The 17,267-nt window shown below is 68.5% G+C and carries 15 protein-coding genes; 11 read left to right on the forward strand and 4 right to left on the reverse strand.

Features of this window, described 5'->3' with window-relative positions; translation table 11 throughout:
• Positions 1 to 29: 29 nt before the first annotated feature.
• The 3 genes from tsaD (at position 30) to opgC (ending at position 3,248) form a co-directional block, all read left to right on the forward strand.
• The gene (gene tsaD / locus BHE75_RS01955; RefSeq protein WP_070932021.1) at positions 30 to 1,061 is read left to right on the forward strand and encodes a tRNA (adenosine(37)-N6)-threonylcarbamoyltransferase complex transferase subunit TsaD; all 1,032 of its coding nucleotides are present in this window, start codon (positions 30 to 32) and stop codon (positions 1,059 to 1,061) included.
• Positions 1,058 to 2,035 carry an NAD(P)H-dependent glycerol-3-phosphate dehydrogenase gene (locus tag BHE75_RS01960; RefSeq protein ID WP_070932024.1) on the forward strand — a complete coding sequence of 326 codons (978 nt, stop codon included), beginning with the start codon at positions 1,058 to 1,060 and terminating at the stop codon, positions 2,033 to 2,035. Before tsaD ends, BHE75_RS01960 begins: the two co-directional genes overlap by 4 nt.
• A gap of 109 nt (positions 2,036 to 2,144) precedes the next feature.
• The gene (opgC, locus tag BHE75_RS01965; RefSeq protein ID WP_070932026.1) at positions 2,145 to 3,248 is read left to right on the forward strand and encodes an OpgC domain-containing protein; all 1,104 of its coding nucleotides are present in this window, start codon (positions 2,145 to 2,147) and stop codon (positions 3,246 to 3,248) included.
• 6 nt (positions 3,249 to 3,254) lie between these two features.
• Here the strand turns inward: opgC and BHE75_RS01970 are convergent, their stop codons facing one another.
• The 3 genes from BHE75_RS01970 to BHE75_RS01980 all read right to left on the reverse strand — a co-directional run bounded on the left by BHE75_RS01970 (position 3,255) and on the right by BHE75_RS01980 (position 7,326).
• Entirely contained in the window at positions 3,255 to 4,772 is a 1,518-nt protein-coding gene (locus BHE75_RS01970) for a lipopolysaccharide biosynthesis protein (protein WP_015459065.1), read from the reverse strand.
• Between the two features lie 47 nt (positions 4,773 to 4,819).
• A complete protein-coding gene (locus BHE75_RS01975) occupies positions 4,820 to 6,916 on the reverse strand; it encodes a RelA/SpoT family protein (RefSeq protein ID WP_015459066.1) in 2,097 nt (698 codons plus the stop codon).
• 104 nt (positions 6,917 to 7,020) lie between these two features.
• Positions 7,021 to 7,326 (reverse strand): CC_3452 family protein, encoded by a 306-nt coding sequence (locus BHE75_RS01980; RefSeq protein WP_070932028.1) that lies wholly within the window; start codon positions 7,324 to 7,326, stop codon positions 7,021 to 7,023.
• A 122-nt stretch (positions 7,327 to 7,448) separates the two neighbouring features.
• On the opposite strand from BHE75_RS01980, the gene BHE75_RS01985 reads away from it, so the two are divergent.
• Positions 7,449 to 7,961 (forward strand): winged helix-turn-helix transcriptional regulator, encoded by a 513-nt coding sequence (locus BHE75_RS01985; protein WP_051128838.1) that lies wholly within the window; start codon positions 7,449 to 7,451, stop codon positions 7,959 to 7,961.
• A gap of 84 nt (positions 7,962 to 8,045) precedes the next feature.
• On the opposite strand, the gene rpoZ is transcribed toward BHE75_RS01985, so the two are convergent.
• Positions 8,046 to 8,387, reverse strand: a complete 342-nt coding sequence (gene rpoZ, locus BHE75_RS01990) for a DNA-directed RNA polymerase subunit omega (protein ID WP_015459069.1) — start codon at positions 8,385 to 8,387, stop codon at positions 8,046 to 8,048.
• A gap of 163 nt (positions 8,388 to 8,550) precedes the next feature.
• Between rpoZ and BHE75_RS01995 the strand changes: the two genes are divergently transcribed.
• From BHE75_RS01995 to BHE75_RS02025, 7 genes are all read left to right on the forward strand, one after another.
• Positions 8,551 to 9,753 (forward strand): phospholipase D-like domain-containing protein, encoded by a 1,203-nt coding sequence (locus BHE75_RS01995; RefSeq protein ID WP_254684337.1) that lies wholly within the window; start codon positions 8,551 to 8,553, stop codon positions 9,751 to 9,753.
• A 131-nt stretch (positions 9,754 to 9,884) separates the two neighbouring features.
• Positions 9,885 to 10,088: a 50S ribosomal protein L35 gene (gene rpmI, locus BHE75_RS02000; RefSeq protein WP_015459071.1), complete on the forward strand. Its 204-nt coding sequence runs from the start codon at positions 9,885 to 9,887 to the stop codon at positions 10,086 to 10,088.
• Positions 10,089 to 10,100: 12 nt separating this feature from the next.
• Positions 10,101 to 10,478, forward strand: coding sequence for a 50S ribosomal protein L20 (rplT, locus tag BHE75_RS02005; protein ID WP_070932031.1), 378 nt, complete (start codon positions 10,101 to 10,103; stop codon positions 10,476 to 10,478).
• A 200-nt stretch (positions 10,479 to 10,678) separates the two neighbouring features.
• Entirely contained in the window at positions 10,679 to 10,993 is a 315-nt protein-coding gene (locus BHE75_RS02010; protein ID WP_070932033.1) for a GIY-YIG nuclease family protein, read from the forward strand.
• A 41-nt stretch (positions 10,994 to 11,034) separates the two neighbouring features.
• Positions 11,035 to 12,117, forward strand: coding sequence for a phenylalanine--tRNA ligase subunit alpha (pheS, locus tag BHE75_RS02015; protein ID WP_070932035.1), 1,083 nt, complete (start codon positions 11,035 to 11,037; stop codon positions 12,115 to 12,117).
• Positions 12,114 to 14,483: a phenylalanine--tRNA ligase subunit beta gene (gene pheT, locus BHE75_RS02020; RefSeq protein WP_070932037.1), complete on the forward strand. Its 2,370-nt coding sequence runs from the start codon at positions 12,114 to 12,116 to the stop codon at positions 14,481 to 14,483. Before pheS ends, pheT begins: the two co-directional genes overlap by 4 nt.
• Before the next feature lie 120 nt (positions 14,484 to 14,603).
• Positions 14,604 to 17,216, forward strand: coding sequence for a M1 family metallopeptidase (locus BHE75_RS02025; RefSeq protein WP_070932039.1), 2,613 nt, complete (start codon positions 14,604 to 14,606; stop codon positions 17,214 to 17,216).
• The last annotated feature ends 51 nt before the right edge of the window (positions 17,217 to 17,267 follow it).

A 17,267-nucleotide genomic window follows, 5' to 3' on the forward strand; every position in this document is an offset into this window, starting at 1 on the left:
ACGCGCCGCGCGGTGGCAGGGAAGCGGGCATGACCCTGATCCTCGGCCTCGAATCCTCCTGCGATGAAACCGCCGCCGCCCTCGTCACCGCCGATCGCGCGATCCGCGCCCATCAGCTCGCCGGGCAGGAAGCCGATCATCGCCCCTTCGGCGGCGTCGTGCCGGAAATCGCCGCGCGCACGCATGTCGAGGCGCTGACCCCGCTGGTCGCGGCGGCGCTCGCCGAAGCCGGCGTGTCGCTGGCCGATGTCGATGCGATCGCCGCCACCGCCGGGCCGGGGCTGATCGGCGGGGTGATGGTTGGCCTCGTCACCGGCAAGGCGCTGGCGCTGGCCGCCGGCAAGCCGCTGATCGCGGTCAACCATCTGGAAGGCCATGCGCTTTCGCCGCGGCTGGCCGATCCCGACCTGGAATTCCCCTATCTGCTGCTGCTGGTTTCCGGCGGGCATTGCCAGCTTTTGCTGGTGGAAGGCGTCGGCGCCTATCGCCGGCTGGCCACCACGATCGACGATGCGGCGGGCGAGGCCTTCGACAAGACGGCCAAGCTGCTGGGCCTCGGCTTTCCCGGCGGCCCGGCGGTGGAGAAGGCGGCGCTGGCGGGCGATCCCAAGGCGGTGCCGCTGCCGCGCCCGCTGGTGGGATCGGGCGAGCCGCATTTCTCCTTCGCCGGCCTCAAGAGCGCGGTGCTGCGCGCGCGCGATTCGGGGCAATATGCGGCGGAGGATATCGCCGCTTCCTTCCAGCAGGCGGTGGTGGATTGCCTGATCGATCGCACGCGCCGCCAGCTCGGCGCGGTCGAGGCGACGGCACTGGTGGTGGCCGGCGGGGTCGCTGCCAACAAGGCGGTGCGGGCCGCGCTGGAAGGGCTTGCGGCCGAACATGGCCTGCGCTTCGTTGCCCCGCCGCAATGGCTGTGCACCGATAATGCGGCGATGATCGCCTGGGCGGGGGCCGAACGCTTCCGCGCCGGGCTGGTGGACGGGCTCGATGCGCCGGCGCGGGCGCGCTGGCCGCTCGATCCCCATGCGGAAAAGGCGCGCGGCGCGGGGGTGAAGGCATGATCGGGATCATCGGCGGCGGCGCCTGGGGCACCGCGCTCGCACAGGTCGCATCGGCGGAGGGCACGCGCGAGGTGCGGCTCTGGGCGCGCGAGGAGGAGGTCGTCGCCTCGATCAACGACGCCCACGAAAACACGCTGTTCCTGCCCGGCGTGCCGCTGGCGCCCTCGATCCGGGCGAGCGGCGACCTGGGCTGGGTGGCGGAGGCCGATCCGCTGCTGGTGGTGACGCCGTCGCAGCATATGCGCGCCGTGCTCGCCCAGCTCGATGCCCGGCCGCGCCACCTGATCCTCTGCGCCAAGGGGATCGAGGCGGGCACGATGCGGCTGATGCACGAGGTGGCGCACGAGGCCTGCCCCACTGCCACGCTTTCCGTGCTGTCCGGCCCCACCTTCGCACATGAGGTGGCGAAGGGCCTGCCCACCGCGATCACGCTTGCCTGCGAGGATGCCGATACCGGCGCGCGCATCGCCGCGCTGATCGCCCGGCCGGCCTTCCGCCCCTATGCCGCGACCGACGTGGTAGGGGCCGAGATCGGCGGCGCGGTGAAGAATGTGCTGGCGATCGCCTGCGGCGTGGTCGAGGGCCGCGCGCTCGGCCAGAATGCAGGGGCGGCGCTGATCAGCCGAGGCTTCGCTGAAATGACGCGCTTCGGCCTCGCCCGTGGCGCGCGGGCGGAAACGCTGGCCGGCCTTTCGGGGCTGGGCGATCTGGTGCTGACCTGCAGCTCCACCAGCTCGCGCAACTTCTCGCTGGGCCTCGGCCTCGGCCAGGGGAAGGCCGCGGCCGATCTGCTGGCCGATCGCCGCACCGTGGCCGAAGGCGCGTTCACGGCGCCGGTGCTGCGCGCGGCGGCGCGGGAGGCCGGGGTCGACATGCCGATCACCGAGGCGGTGTGCGCGCTGCTCGAAGGGCGGATGGCGGTGGACGAGGTGGTCGATGCGCTGCTCGCCCGGCCGCTGCGGGCGGAGCATTGAACGGGACGAAGCGCCCATCAATGCGTTTGGCGGATCACGCCGCCGTCCCTTAAAAGACCCGGGCAATGCCGGCGGCAGGGCCGTGGCATGCCCCGAGGAGACGATCGTGATGGAGCGCGACCAACGTATCGATATCCTTCGCGGCATAGCGATCGTCACCATCCTGCTGAATCACATCTCGATCCCGCTGCGGACGTTGTTCCACTATCACGGGCCCACCATCCCGACGCTGACGCAATATGGCTATTCCTCCGCCGCGTCGCTCTTCGTCGCCATGTCCGGCTACATGGTCGGGATGGTCTATCTGAAGCGCCCCAGCCCGATGAAGGCGGCGGTGAAGCGGGCGGGCGAGCTCTACGTCATCAACCTGATCGTGCTCGCGGTGATCGTGCCGCTGGCCTATGCCGCCCCGCCGGCGCTGGACAGCTATTGGAAGCTGCGGCCGATGGTCGAGCCGCCCTTCGCCGCGCTGATCCGCTTCCTCACCCTGCTGGATGCGCCGGCCTTCCTCGATGTCCTCCAGCTCTATGTCGCGCTGCTGTTGCTGACGCCGGTCGCGATCCTGCTGCTGCGCCGGTCGCCGCTGCTGCTGGCGGGATGCTCGATCCTGCTCTGGGCGGCCATGCAGGTCGCGGGCGTCGTCTTCACGCCCGATAGGGTGGTGCTTAGCAACGGCCATTCGCTCAACGTGCTGGCCTGGCAGCTTACCTTCTTCCTGCCGCTGATCGCCGGCGCGCTGCGGCTGCACCACCGCATCTTCGCCTGGTTCGAGGCGCGGCCGGCGGCGACGGCGTGGATCTGGGGGGCGCTTGCGGTCAGCGCGCTGGCGCGGATCGTCGCGGCGGAACGGGTGCTGCCGCTGACATATGAGCTGGTGAACCGCCCGCTCAACTCGCCGGTCTGGCTGTTCCATTCAGCGCTGGTGCTGGCGGGCTATATCGGCCTGCTCACCTGGTTGAGGGGGCATTTGCAGCTCTGGCCGTTCCAGCTCCTCGCCAGCCTCGGCCGCAACAGCCTCAACGTCTTCGCGGCGAGCATTCCGCTGATCTACGTGCTGAGCTGGGGCTTCGGCTCGCTCGACTGGGGCTTTGCCGGCTATCTGCTGGCCTTTGCCACCCTGCTCGGCCTGTCGCTGGCGATTGCCGCCTGGGGGGACCGGCGCAAGCACCGGAAGAAGGCTCGCCCGCCGGTGGCCGCATCGCAGGCGGCCTGAGCGGGATCAGCGTTCCGAAGCCAGCGGCGCCGGCCCGCTGCCGCCCAGCTTGAAGAGGACCCGGTCCTCGGGGGTGAAGCCCTTATACCAGATGACGAGGCCGTAGCTCAGCAGGATCAGCGGCACGCCTACCGTCAGCTCCAGCCATTCGGGCACCTGGATGGCGATGAAGCCGACCACGGCCGCCGCCGCCGCCGCCCAGATCAGCGCCCAGCGCCAGCCCGATACCGGGGCGCCGAGCAGCTTCGACAGCAGCCGCGCCTTGGCGATCGAGGCGAAGCCCAGCGCCACCGGCAGGGCAACGGCCGGCCCCACCGCCTGCACGGCGAGCGGCAGGCCCAGCGCGCGCGCGCCGAGGATGAAGGCGAAGCTCAGCGCCACCTGCAGGCTGATCGTCGCCAGCGAGATCATCAGGTTGCGATGGCGGGCGATGTAGATGAGCGCCGATTCGGAAACCACCGCGGTTGCCGCCACCACCTCCGCCAGCAGCAGGAAGGCGAGCGCCGCGGTGCCGCCCACGAATTCCGGCCCGGCCAGTCCCATCACCGCCTCGCCGGGGATGGACAGCGACAGGGCGATGCCGGCCTGCGCGGCGATGATCCAGAAGCCCACCTGCCGCACCTGCGCGGCGACGGCCGCCTTGTTGCCGGCTTCCAGATTCTGGGTGATCACCGGCCCCAATATGGGATCGAAGCTGGTCTTCAGCTTCTGCGGCAGCGTCACGATCTGTTGCGCGACCCAGTAGATGCCGACGGTGGCCGGCGGGAAGAACAGGCCGAGGATGAAGCGATCGACGTTGCGCGTGCCCCATTCGATCGCGTCGGCGGCGGCGAGCGGCATGTTGCGCCGGGCGATGGCGAACAGCGGGCGCGGCTCCGGGTGCCAGCCGCGCGGCAGGCCGTAGGCGCGGATGAAGGGATAGAGCGAGGCGGCGAGCGCGGCCACCATCGACAGCGCATAGGCCAGGATCAGCCCGTCGCGCTGCGAATAGAAATAGAATCCGAACGCGGCGATGCTGATCGTCCACGGCTCGATGATCGCGCGCGCACGCACCGTGGCGGCGACGTTGTGGCGATAGGCGAGCGCCGCCAGCGACACGTCCGACCAGGCGATCGCGAAGATGATCAGCGGCATCAGCTGCTCGAGGCCGTTGATCTTGCTGTTGGGGAACATGAGCTGGGGCAGCGCCGCGAGGATCGCCGCCGCGATCGCCGACGCGCAGCCCGCGATCAGCAGCGCATCCCACACGATATGGACGTGCGGCCGCTCGTTCCGCGACAATTGCTGGGCCAGCCCGCGCTTCAGCCCGAGCGTGGCGAGCTGGGCGGCGAATTCGAGGACGAGGATGGCCAGCGCGAAGCGGCCGAGCTCGGTCGGGCCATAGAGGCGGCCGGCGATGAACAGGAAGGGGATGCGCGCGACAAGCCGCAGCAGGAAGCCGAAAAAGTTCGTGCGTCCGCCCTTCGCCAGATCGGCGATATCATCCTGCTGTTCTGCCGCCGCCAGCGACCCCGGCCTCTCCATCGGACGCTCTTAGTGCGGGATCGCCCGCTGTTGAAGCGTAAAGCGCGTCAGGCGCGCTCGGCCGAGGAGATGGCGTCCGCGGCCCTTAGGGCAGCCAGGATGCGCATCAGGTGCGTAACGTCATGCACCTCGATCGAAAGCTGGAAGGTGTGGAAGCTCGAATCGCGGTGGACCAGCGCGAGATTGACGATGTTTGCCTGCTGCGCGCCGAGGATGCTGGCCATCACGCCCAGCGATCCGGGCTCGTTCTTGACGATCACCGTCAGCCGCGCGGTGCCGCCGTCGCTGCCGTCGCCCCAGGCGAGGTCGACCCAGTCGGCATCCACCCCGTCGGCCAGCGTCGGGCAGTCGATCGCATGCACCTCCACCGCCTCGTCCGGCCGGCGCAGGCCGACGATGCGGTCGCCCGGCACGGGGTTGCAGCAGGGCGCGAGCGTGAAGGCGACGCCGGGGGTGAGGCCCTTGATCGATATCGCCTCGCGCTGCTGCGGCGCCGGCCGCGCGCCGGCGACGTCGCCGCCGCCCGCGCCCGGCATCAGCGCCTCCATCACCTCTGCGTCCGATATGGAGCCGCGCGCGATCGCCTCCATCAGCACGTCCTGATCGGCCATGTTGAGCCGCTTGAGAGCGGCGGCGAGCGCCTCCTGGCCCAGCTGGGCGGGCAGGCGACGGACGATCTCGTCATAGAATTTGCGGCCCAGCGCGATGCTCTCGTCACGTTCCTTGTGGCGCACGAAGCGGCGGATCGCCGCGCGGGCCTTGCCGGTGACGACGAAGTTGAGCCAGCCGGGCTGCGGTTCCTGCGCCTTGGACCGCAGGATCTGCACCTGATCGCCATTCTCGATCGGCGTGCGCAGCGGCACGACGCGGCTGTTGATCTTGGCGCCCACCGCCTGATCGCCGAGATCGGTGTGGACGGCATAAGCGAAATCCACCGGCGTCGCGCCCTTGGGAAGCTGGATCAGCTCGCCATTGGGGGTGAAGGCGAAGATCCGGTCCTGATACATCGCCATGCGGGTATGCTCGAGGATCTCCTCCGCCGATTCGGCATGCTCCAGGATTTCCAGGAGGTCGCGGATCCAGTTGGCCTGCGCGTCGGGCTGGCCGTTGCCCTGCTTGTAGGCCCAGTGGGCGGCCAGGCCATATTCGGCCTGGGCATGCATCTCCGCCGACCGGATCTGGATTTCGATGCGCGCCTTCTCGCCATGGATCACCGATGTGTGGAGCGATCGGTAGCCGTTGCGCTTGGGGGTGGAGATATAATCCTTGAACCGGCCCGGAACCATCGGCCACTTCTGGTGGATGATCCCCAGCGCGCGATAGCATTCGGCCTCGTCCGCCACGATGACGCGGAAGGCCATGATATCGGACAATTGCTCGAAGCTGATGTGCCGTTCGGCCATCTTGCGCCAGATCGAATAGGGATGCTTCTCCCGCCCGGTGACGTCGGCATTCACCCCGGCGCGGCCCAGCAGCATGCGGATGCCCGATCCGATCCGCGATATGCGGTCGCCGCCGCCGTCCTGAAGCTGCTCCAGCCGCTTGGTGATCGAGGCATAGGCGTCGGGCTCGAGCTCCCGGAAGGCGAGCGTCTGCATCTCCTTCATGAACTCGTACATGCCGATCCGCTCGGCGAGCGGGGCATAGATGTCCATCGTCTCGCGCGCGATCCGCCGCCTCTTGTCGGCATTGGGGATGTGGTGGAGCGTGCGCATATTGTGCAGCCGGTCGGCCAGCTTCACCAGCAGCACGCGGATATCGCCCGACATGGCGAGCAGGAACTTGCGGAGATTCTCCGCCGCCCGCTCATTCTCGGTCTGGGCCTCGATCTTCGAAAGCTTGGTCACGCCGTCCACCAGCCGGGCGACGTTGGGGCCGAACGTCTTTTCGATCTGCTCGGGCGTGGCGACGGTATCCTCGATCGTGTCGTGGAGGATCGCGGTGGCGATCGTCTCGTCGTCGAGGTGGAGGTCGGTCAATATGCCCGCCACCTCGATGGGATGGCTGAAATAAGGGTCGCCCGATGCCCGCTTCTGGCTGCCATGGGCCTGCATGGAAAACACATAGGCGCGGTTAAGCAGCGCCTCATCGGCGTTGGGATCGTAGCTCAGGACCCGATCGACTAGTTCATACTGGCGCAACACGCTGCCATGATGTGGCGTCGCCACGCATCTTTGCAACAAAAGAAAGCAATGGACCGCTCAAGAAACCGCCCCTGCCCGCAAGCAGGGGCGTGAGGTGGGAGCGATCAGCCGTGGCCGGCGGCGAGGTTGCACTTGTCGATGGCGGCCTGATCGAAGGTGCGGGGGCCGGCGGAGAAGCTGGTGACCGGCCCCAGCTTGCGCGCCACGGCCGAGCAGACGTTGACGTCGGGCGAAGTGCCGTTGCGAATCGCCGAGCAGCTGTCGCCGATGCACGACCAGCGCAGATCCTTGACGACCAGCGTGGCGGTGAGCGGCTTGGCAAGGCCCGCGTGATACATGGGCTGCACCTGCGCCTGGGCGGGGAGTGCGGCCGCAAGCGCGATCATGGGGAGAAGGATGGGGCGCAACATGGAATCCCTCCTATAAGTTGCGATGTGAAACTTACCTGCTTAGATTGCAGATTGCAACTTAAATGGCGAATGCGTTGCGGAGCCGGAAGGCTTTGCCAGCGGCGCCGGAAAGGCTTAGCTTCATGGCCATGAGATCGGCCGACCAGATCAAGCGGATCGTGATCCAGTGCAGCCTGCCCGCCGCGCTGGAGGCGATGGGCGAGCGCTGGTCCTTCATGATCCTGCGCGCGACCTTCAACGGCCTAAGCCATTTCGAACAGTTCCAGACGACTCTGGGCATTGCCCGCAACATCCTGGCCAACCGGCTGGGGCGGCTGGTCGAACATGGCATATTGGAACGGCGCGATTGCCCCGAGGACCGCCGCAAGGTGGAATATCGGCTGACGCCCAAGGGCGAGGCGCTGCTGCCCACGCTGATCGCGCTGCGCCAATGGGGCGAGAAGTGGGAAGCCGGCGTGCCCAACAATCCGGTGTTGGTGGATGCGCGCGACGGCAAGCCGGTGGCGGACGTGATCGTCCGCGCCGAGGACGGCCGGCCGCTGGGGCTGCATGACCTGCGTTGGGTGGACCGCGCCGATCTGGAGCGGGCGGAGGCCCGCTGCATCTATACGGGCGAGCCGATCGGCGCCAAATAGCTGCGCCCCCGGCCCGGCCCCAAGAAACTCGGCCCCAAAAAGAAAAGGGGGCCGAAGCCCCCTTGTCCCGTCATTATCGTCCGGTCACTCGTAGTCGCCGCCGATATTCTGGTTGCGCGGCGGCGCGGCGGCGGTGAGGCGCAGCGCCTCTGCCGAAGCGGCGAGCGAGCCGACCTCGTCCGGCGCGTCGTCATCGTCCACGCGCACGCGCTGGAGGTTGGAGACGACCGCCTCGTGCAGGTTGTCCGGCGTGACGGTCTGCTCGGCGATCTCGCGCAGCGCGACCACGGGGTTTTTGTCGCGATCGCGGTCGAGCGTCAGCTCTGCGCCGCCGGAAATCTGCCGGGCGCGCTGCGCCGCGAGCAGCACCAGATCGAACCGGTTCGGAATCTTGTCGACGCAATCCTCGACGGTTACGCGCGCCATCTGTCGCTCCGCTTGGTTGTTGAAGCTTCGGGAAAGGCTGGCCGCTAGCAGCAGGGCGACCCGGAGTCAATGAAACTGCGGCGGCCCGTGGCGCGGGCGGCCCGTCGCAAGCGCCGCGGCCGCCCGATTGCGCGGCGCCCGGCCTTGGCGCATGCAGGGGGCAATGACGGAGCGGGACGCCACAGGAAAGGCGATCGGGGGCGATGCCGGCCGCGTGGAGCATGGCGGCGATTTCGTCGTCGCCGGCAACCGGCTGGCGCTGCTGACCGAGGGGCCGGAGCGGCTGGAGGCGCTGATCGCGCTGATCGCCGATGCGCGAGCCAGCCTGCGCCTGCTTTATTACACCTACGCCGCCGATCAGGCCGGCCGCGCGGTGCGGGATGCGCTGCTGGCCGCGCTTGATCGCGGGGTGCGGGTGTCGCTGATCGTCGACGGGTTCGGCAGCCCCGCCAACCAGGCCTTCTTCCACCCGCTGGAGGCGCGCGGCGCCGATATCTGCCGCTTCATCCCCCGCTTCGGCCGCCGCTATCTGCTGCGCAACCACCAGAAGCTGGCGCTGGCCGATGACGGCCGCGCGCTGATCGGCGGCTTCAATATCGAGGATGCCTATTTCGCCCCGCCCTCCCGGCCGGAGGCGTGGCGCGATCTCGGCCTCGTGGTGGAAGGGCCGGCGGCGGAACGGCTGGCCGGCTATTTCGACGCGCTGGCCGCCTGGGCGGCGACGCCGCGCGCCCGGATGCGGGACCTGCGCCGCGCGCTCGGCCAGTGGAGCCAGCTTGCCGGCCCGGTGCGCTGGCTGATCGGCGGGCCGACGCGCCGGCTGAACCCCTGGGCGCGCGCCGTGAAGGACGATATCCGCGCCGCCCGCCGGCTGGACATGATCGCCGCTTATTTCATCCCCAACCCGGCGATGGTGCGGCGGATCGGCAATGCCGCGCAGCGGGGGCCGGTGCGCATCGTCACCGCCGCGAAATCGGACAGCCTCTCCACCGTCGCCGCCGCCCGCCACACCTATAGGCGGCTGCTCCGGCGTGGGGTGGGGATCTACGAATTCCAGCCGTGCAAGTTGCACACCAAGCTGATCGTCGTCGACGACACCGTCTATATCGGCTCGGCCAATTTCGATATCCGCAGCCTCTACCTCAATCTGGAGCTGATGCTCCGGATCGAGGACCGGGCCTTCGCCGATCATCTGCACGGCTATGTGGACGGGGAATGCGCGGCCTCCCGCCATGTCACCCGCGCAATCCACCGCCGGGAAAGCGGCTGGCTCGCCCGGCTGCGCTGGCGGATGGCCTATTATCTGCTCGCCGTCGTCGATGCGCGGCTCACCTGGCGGCTGAACTTCGGCGTGGATGCGGATTGAGTGAGGCGGCTGGCCGGTTGCCAAAGCGGGCCTGCTCCGCTAAAGGCGCCGGCTTCCGCGATTCTGCAGGACTGCCCGGCCGGTATGGGCTGCCGTGGCCGTCCCATGACGTCGCATATCAGGAGACGAAAATGCCCAAACTCAAGACCAAGAGCGGGGTCAAGAAGCGCTTCAAGCTTACCGCCACCGGTAAGGTGAAGCATGGCGTGGCCGGCAAGCGCCACCGCCTGATCTCGCACAACGCCAAGTATATCCGCCAGAACCGCGGCACCACCGTGCTCTCCGATGCCGATTCGCGCACCGTGAAGCTCTGGGCGCCCTACGGCCTGAACTAAGGAGACTGACGGATGGCACGCGTAAAGCGGGGTGTTACCACCCGGGCGAAGCATAATCGCATTCTCGAGTCGGCGAAGGGCTATTATGGCCGTCGCAAGAACACGATCCGCATCGCCCGCCAGGCGGTGGAGAAGGCGGGTCAGTATGCCTATCGCGACCGCAAGGTTAAGAAGCGCTCGTTCCGCGCTCTCTGGATCCAGCGCATCAACGCCGCGGTCCGCGTCGAAGGCCTGACCTACGGCGTGTTCATGCACGGCCTGAAGCTGGCCGGCATCGAGCTGGACCGCAAGGTGCTGGCCGACATGGCGATGCACGAAGGCGCCGCGTTTAGCGCCATCGTCGCCCAGGCCAAGGCCGCCCTGCCGGAAGGCGCCCGCGTCGCGGCGTAACCGGCACCAGGCCTGAAGCTCGAAAGGGGCGCGGACTGCTGAAGTGGTCCGCGCCCTTTTTCTTTGTCCCCTCGTTCGCCCTCGATCGTCATTCCCGCGCAGGCGGGATCCCTATTCTTCGAGGTTGCGGCTCCGTCGCGAACGCTGGAGTTTAGGGATAGCCGCAGCGCAAGGATGACGGGCGAGGGAGGGGAAACAGAATGGACCGGCAGCCCTTCGCCTACATCCTTGCGAGCGGAAAGCCCGGAACGCTCTATATCGGTGCGACATCCGATCCGGCGAAACGGCTGCATGAGCATCGCGAAGGCTTGATAAAGGGCTTCACCAGCCGCTACGGCATCACGCGCCTCGTCTATTTCGAGAGCTTCGACGACATGCACTCCGCCATCGCGCGTGAGAAGCAGCTCAAGAAATGGCGACGGGAATGGAAGCTCAACCTGATCGAAGCCTCCAATCCCGGCTGGGTTGATCTGGCGCCGAGACTTCGCCTCGGCTCTGCAATCCCGCAGCGCTAGAGTTTATGGATCCCCGCCTTCGCGGGGATGACGGGGTAGACATGACCGATCTGAATCTGATCCGATCGAAGCTGCTTTCGATCACCGAAGCCGCCGACAGCCTCGAAGCCATCGAGGCGGTGCGTGTGACCGCGCTGGGCAAGGCGAGCGAGATCGCGGCGCTGATGAAGACGCTGGGCGGCATGAGCCCGGAGGAGCGGCAGGTGCAGGCGCCGCTGATCCAGGGGCTGCGCACCGAGGTGGCCGACGCGATCGCCGCCCGCAAGGCCGCGCTGGAAGGCGCCGCGCTGGAGGCCCGCCTCGCCACCGAAACGATCGACCTGACGCTGCCGGTCGCATCCGCGCCGCAGGGTTCGGTCCATCCCGTCGCGCAGGTGATGGACGAGCTGGCGGAAATCTTCGCCGATCTCGGCTTCGCGGTGGCGACCGGGCCGGAGATCGAGGACGACTGGCATAATTTCACCGCGCTCAACATCCCGGAAACCCATCCGGCGCGCGCCATGCACGACACCTTCTATTTCCCGGACGAGAAGGACGGGAAGAAGATGCTGCTGCGCACCCACACCTCGCCCGTCCAGATCCGGACGATGACCTCGCAGGAGCCGCCGATCCGCATCATCGCGCCCGGCCGCACCTATCGTTCGGATTCGGATGCCACCCATACGCCGATGTTCCATCAGGTCGAAGGGCTGGTGATCGATCGCGGCATCACGCTCGGCCATCTGAAGTGGACGCTCGAAACCTTCGTGAAGGCCTATTTCGAGCGCGACGATATCGTGCTGCGCCTGCGCCCCAGCTATTTTCCCTTCACCGAGCCTTCGGCCGAGGTGGACGTGGGCTACACGCTGGTCGACGGCCGCCGCGTCGTCGGCGGGGCGGAGCCGGACGGCTGGATGGAGATCCTCGGCTCCGGCATGGTCCATCCGCGCGTCATCGCCGCCTGCGGGCTCGATCCCGATGAGTGGCAGGGCTTCGCCTTCGGCTGCGGCATCGATCGTCTGGCGATGCTCAAATATGGCATGGACGATCTGCGCGCCTTCTTCGACGGCGATCTGCGCTGGCTGAGGCATTATGGCTTCGCGGCGCTCGACGTCCCCACCCTTTCCGCTGGAGTCGGCGCATGAAGTTCACGCTTTCCTGGCTCAAGGACCATCTCGATACGCAGGCGGGCCTGGACGAGATACTGGTCGCGCTCACCCAGGTCGGCCTCGAGGTCGAAGGGGTGGAGGATCCGGCCGCCAAGCTCGGCGCCTTCCGCATCGCCCGCGTGCTGACGGCGGAGCGCCATCCGCAGGCGGACAAGCTGCAGGTGCTTTCGGTCGATACCGGCGAGGGCGAGCCGCTGCAGGTCGTCTGCGGCGCGCCCAATGCGCGGGCCGGGCTGGTCGGCGTGTTCGGCGCGCCCGGCACCTATGTGCCCGGCCTCGACGTCACCTTGAAGATCGCCGCCATCCGCGGCGTCGAATCGCGCGGCATGATGTGCTCGATGCGCGAGCTGGAGCTGTCGGACGCGCATGAGGGGATCATCGAGCTGCCGGCCGACGCGCCGGTGGGCGCAAGCTATGCCGAATGGGCCGGCCTCACCGATCCGGTGATCGACGTCGCCATCACCCCCAACCGGCAGGATTGCATGGGCGTGCGCGGCATCGCCCGCGATCTGGCGGCGGCGGGGCTGGGCGAGCTGAAGCCGCTCGATATCCCCACGATCCGCGGCGCCTTCCCCTGCCCGGTCGAAATCCGCACCGACGATCCCGAAGGCTGCCCGGCCTTCTTCGGCCGCGTCGTGCGCGGCGTGAAGAACGGCCCGTCGCCCGAATGGCTGGCCAACCGGCTGAAGGCGATCGGCCAGCGGCCGATCTCCGCGCTGGTCGACATCACCAATTATGTGATGTTCGATCATGGCCGCCCGCTCCACGTCTATGACGTCGCGACGCTGAAGGGCGCGCTGGTCGCGCGGCGGGCGAAGGCGGGCGAAAGCGTGCTGGCGCTGAACGGCAAAAGCTATGCGCTGGACCCGGAGATCACCGTGATCGCCGACGATGCGCAGGTCCACGACATCGGCGGCATCATGGGCGGCGAGCATTCGGGCGTGACCGAAGCGACCACCGACGTGCTGATCGAATGCGCTTACTTCACGCCGGAAAATATCGCGCGGACCGGGCAGAAATTGGGGCTGACCAGTGATGCGCGCAGCCGTTTCGAACGCGGCGTCGATCCCGCCTTCCTGGGCGACGGCCTCGCCATCGCCACCCGGCTGGTGCAGGACCTGTGCGGCGGCGAGGCATCCGACGCGGTGGAGGCGGGTGAGCCGCCGCTGGCGCTGCGCACGCTGAAGTTCGATACCGGGCTTACCGAGCGGCTGGCCGGCCTCGCCGTCTCGCCCGATCGCCAGCGCGCGATCCTGGCGGCGCTGGGCTTCAAGGTCGATGCCGGCTGGACGGTGCTGATCCCGAGCTGGCGGCGCGACGTGGACGGCCCGGCCGATATCGTCGAGGAGATCGTCCGCATCGAAGGCATCGACAAGGTGCCCTCCACCCCGCTGCCGCGCGTCGACGGCGTGGCCCGGCCGACCGCGACGCCCGCCCAGCTCGTCGAGCGCAAGGTGCGCCGCGCGGCGGCCGCGCGCGGCCTCAACGAGGCGGTGACGTGGAGCTTCGTGTCCGAGGCCGAGGCCGGCGTATTCGGCGGCGGCGCCTGGACGCTCGCCAACCCGATCAGCGAGGAGCTGAAGGTGATGCGGCCGTCGCTGCTGCCCGGCCTGATCGCGGCGGCCAAGCGCAATGCCGATCGCGGCGCGGCTTCGATCCGCCTGTTCGAGATCGGCCGCCGCTATCTGGCGGATGCCGAGCGCCCGACGCTGGGCTTCGTGCTGGCGGGCGATCGCGCCTCGCGCAGCTGGCAGGCCGGCCGCGCGCAGGCCTTCGACGCCTATGATGCGAAGGCGGAGGCGCTGGCGATCCTGGTGGCCGCCGGCGCGCCGGTCGATCGGCTGCAGGTGATGGAGGCGGTGTCGCCCGTCTATCATCCCGGCCGCTCGGCCACGCTGCGCCTCGGCCCCAAGACGGTGCTGGCCGAATTCGGCGAGCTTCATCCCGGCACGGCGCGCGCCTTCGATGTCGAAGGCACGCTGATCGCGGGCGAGGTCTATCTGGATGCGATCCCCGCCAAGCGGGCGAGCGGCCATATGCGCACCGCCTTCGCCCCGCCGGCCTTGCAGCCGGTGACGCGCGATTTCGCCTTCCTCGTCCCCGCCGATCGCGCGGCGGACGATCTGGTGCGCGCGGTGAAGGGCGCGGACAAGGCGGCCATCGTCGACGCCCGCCTGTTCGACGTCTTCACCGGCGCCGGGGTGCCCGAGGGCCAGAAATCGCTAGCGATCGAAGTGACGCTCCAGCCGGGCGAGAAGAGCTTCACCGACGCCGATCTGCAGGCGATCGCCGCCAGGGTGGTGGCCGCCGCCACGAAGATCGGCGCGACGCTCAGGGCCTGATCCGCGAAAGGGGAGGCGGATGTCCGTCCGCCTCCCCTCGCACCGTCATAGTGCCTTATTGCAGTGGCACACGGGTCGGGGCTACATCCGGTCATCCTCACGATCGGAAAGCCTGCTTCCATGCGCAACTTGCTCTTTGGTGTCTCCGCCCTGCTGATCCCGGCGGCCGCTCAGGCCCAGAATGTCCCCACCGGCCGCCTGCCGGATACGGCGACGCCGGTGGCCTATCGGCTGGACCTGGCCGTCGATCCCGAAAAGCCGCGCTTTTCCGGCCATACCGAGATCGACGTGGAGGTGAAGGCGGCCACCCGCACGCTCTTCCTCCACGGCCGCGACCTCAAGGTATCGAAGGCCTGGGCCAAGGCGGGCGGCGGCACCATCGCCGCCACCTATACGCAGGTCCACCAGCTCGGCGTCGTCCGCCTCGATTTCGCCAGGCCGCTGCCGGCAGGCAAGGCCACGCTGGCCTTCGATTATGACGCCGCCTTCGGCGACGGCGCGGCCGGGCTCTACCGCATCAAGGTGGGCGATCGTTATTATGCCTGGACGCAGTTCGAATCGATCGATGCCCGCGCCGCCTTCCCGAGCTTCGACGAGCCCGGCTTCAAGACCCCCTTCACCGTCACGCTGACGACGCCGGCCGACGATGTCGCCATCAGCAACGGCGCGGAGACCGGCACCGCCAAGGCCGGCGGCATGGTGCGCCACACCTATTCGGTGACGGAGAAGCTGCCGACCTATCTGGTCGCCTTCGCCGTCGGCCCGTTCGATGTGGTGGAAGGCACCGTGCCGGCGACCCCGCAGCGCCCCACGCCGCTGCCGCTGCGCATCGTCGCCACCAAGGGCCAGAAGGACAAGATGGCCTATGCGCTGCGGGAAACGCCGCGCATCGTGCAGCTTCTGGAAAATTATTTCGGATCGGCCTTCCCCTTCCCCAAGCTGGATCAGATCGCCTCGCCGGTGATGGGCGGCGCGATGGAGAATGCGGGCGCTGTCGTCTATGACGATACGCTGCTGATCCTGGACGATGCCTCGCCCACCCGGCAGAAGCAGAATTTCGGCATGGTCGTGGCGCATGAGCTGGGCCACCAGTGGTTCGGCGATCTCGTCACCCCCGCCTGGTGGGACGATATCTGGCTGAACGAAAGCTTCGCCAACTGGATCGGCTACCGCATCGCCGACGAGTGGCGGCCGGAGCTGAACATCGGCGTCGGCGCGATCGACGAGGCGCTGTCCGCCATGGATATCGACGCGCTCAAGGTCGGCCGCCCGATCCGCGAGCCGATCGAGGACAGCGGCGAGATCGACAGCGCCTTCGATGCCATCACCTATGGCAAGGGCGGGCAGGTGGTCGCCATGGTCGAAAGCTATATGGGCCGCGACACCTTCCAGAAGGGCGTCCAGCTTCACCTGTCCCGCCATGCGCGCGGCAATGCCACCGCCGACGATTTCTTCGGATCGCTGGCGGAGGCCGCGGGCGATCCGCGCATCGTCACCAGCATGAAGGGCTTCGTCGACCAGCAGGGCGTGCCGGTGGTCGATGTCCGCCGCGCGGGCAATGATCTGGCGCTGTCGCAGAAGCGCTATGCCGCGATCGGCGCGGGCGAGGTGCCGGCGACGACCTGGACGATCCCCTTCTGCGTCGACAATGGCGGCGAGAAGGGCTGCACCCTGATCGATCAGCCGCAGGGGCGGATGACGATCAAGGGCGCCGGGCCGCTGGTGCCCAATGCCGGCGGCAACGGCTATTACCGCTTCGATCTGGGCGATGCGGACTGGTCCGCGCTGATCGCCGCCGCGCCGCGCCTGCCCTCGGGCGAGGCGTTGGCCGCGATCGACAGCCTGTGGGCCAGCTTCCGCGCCGGCCATGCCGCGCCCGCCCGTCTGGTGGAAGCGGCGAAGGCCTTCGTCGCCAACCCCGATTCCAACGCGGCCGTCAGCGGCGGTTCGCGGCTGGCCGAGCTGGATCGCCGCGGGGTGGTGAGCGGCAAGGGGCGTGACGGGCTGCACCGCACGCTGCTGGCCACCTACCTGCCCAAGCTGGCGGCGATCGGCTTCGATCCGGCGCGCGGCGCGCACGCCAAGGACAGCCCGGACGTGCAGAAGCTGCGCACCGATCTCGTCACGCTGGTGACGCGCGACGCGCATGATCCCGCCACCCGCGCCAAGCTCGCCACCGCCGCCACCGCCTATCTGGGCGGCAATGCCGATGCGCTCGATCCGGCCTTCCTCGGCACGGCGCTCAGGGTGCAGGTGGAGGATGGCGGCGCGCCGGTGGCGGAATCGCTGTTCGAACGCGCCATGGGATCGACCGACGCCTATTTCCGGGGCCGCGCCGTGATCGCGATCGCCGCGTCCGGCCGGCCGGAAGTGGCCAACTGGCTGATCGGCAAGATGGGCGACCAGCGCCTGCGCTCCAGCGAGAAGGTAAGCATCGTCAACGGCATCACCGCCACGCTCCCCACCCAGCCGATCGGCGTCGATTATCTCACCGCCAATTTCGAGAAGCTGGCGCGGGAAACCAACCTCACCAGCGTCAATTCGATGCTGTCGATTCCGTCGGCGGTCTGCTCGGTCGAGCAGGCGGGCGTGCTGGAAGCGGCGCTCAAGCCGCAGGTCGCCGCCTTCGGCCGCGGCGCGCTGACGCTCGACCGCACGATCGAGAAGGTGCGGAGCTGCGGCGCGCTGAAGGCCGCGCGCGGCAAGGAGATCGACGCCGCCTTCGCCGGCTGATCCCCGGCAAGGCACCTGTTCGGGCCGGATCGCCTCGGTGGCGGTCCGGCC

Source organism: Edaphosphingomonas haloaromaticamans (assembly GCF_001853345.1).
Taxonomy (GTDB): Bacteria; Pseudomonadota; Alphaproteobacteria; order Sphingomonadales; family Sphingomonadaceae; genus Sphingomonas_E; species Sphingomonas_E fennica.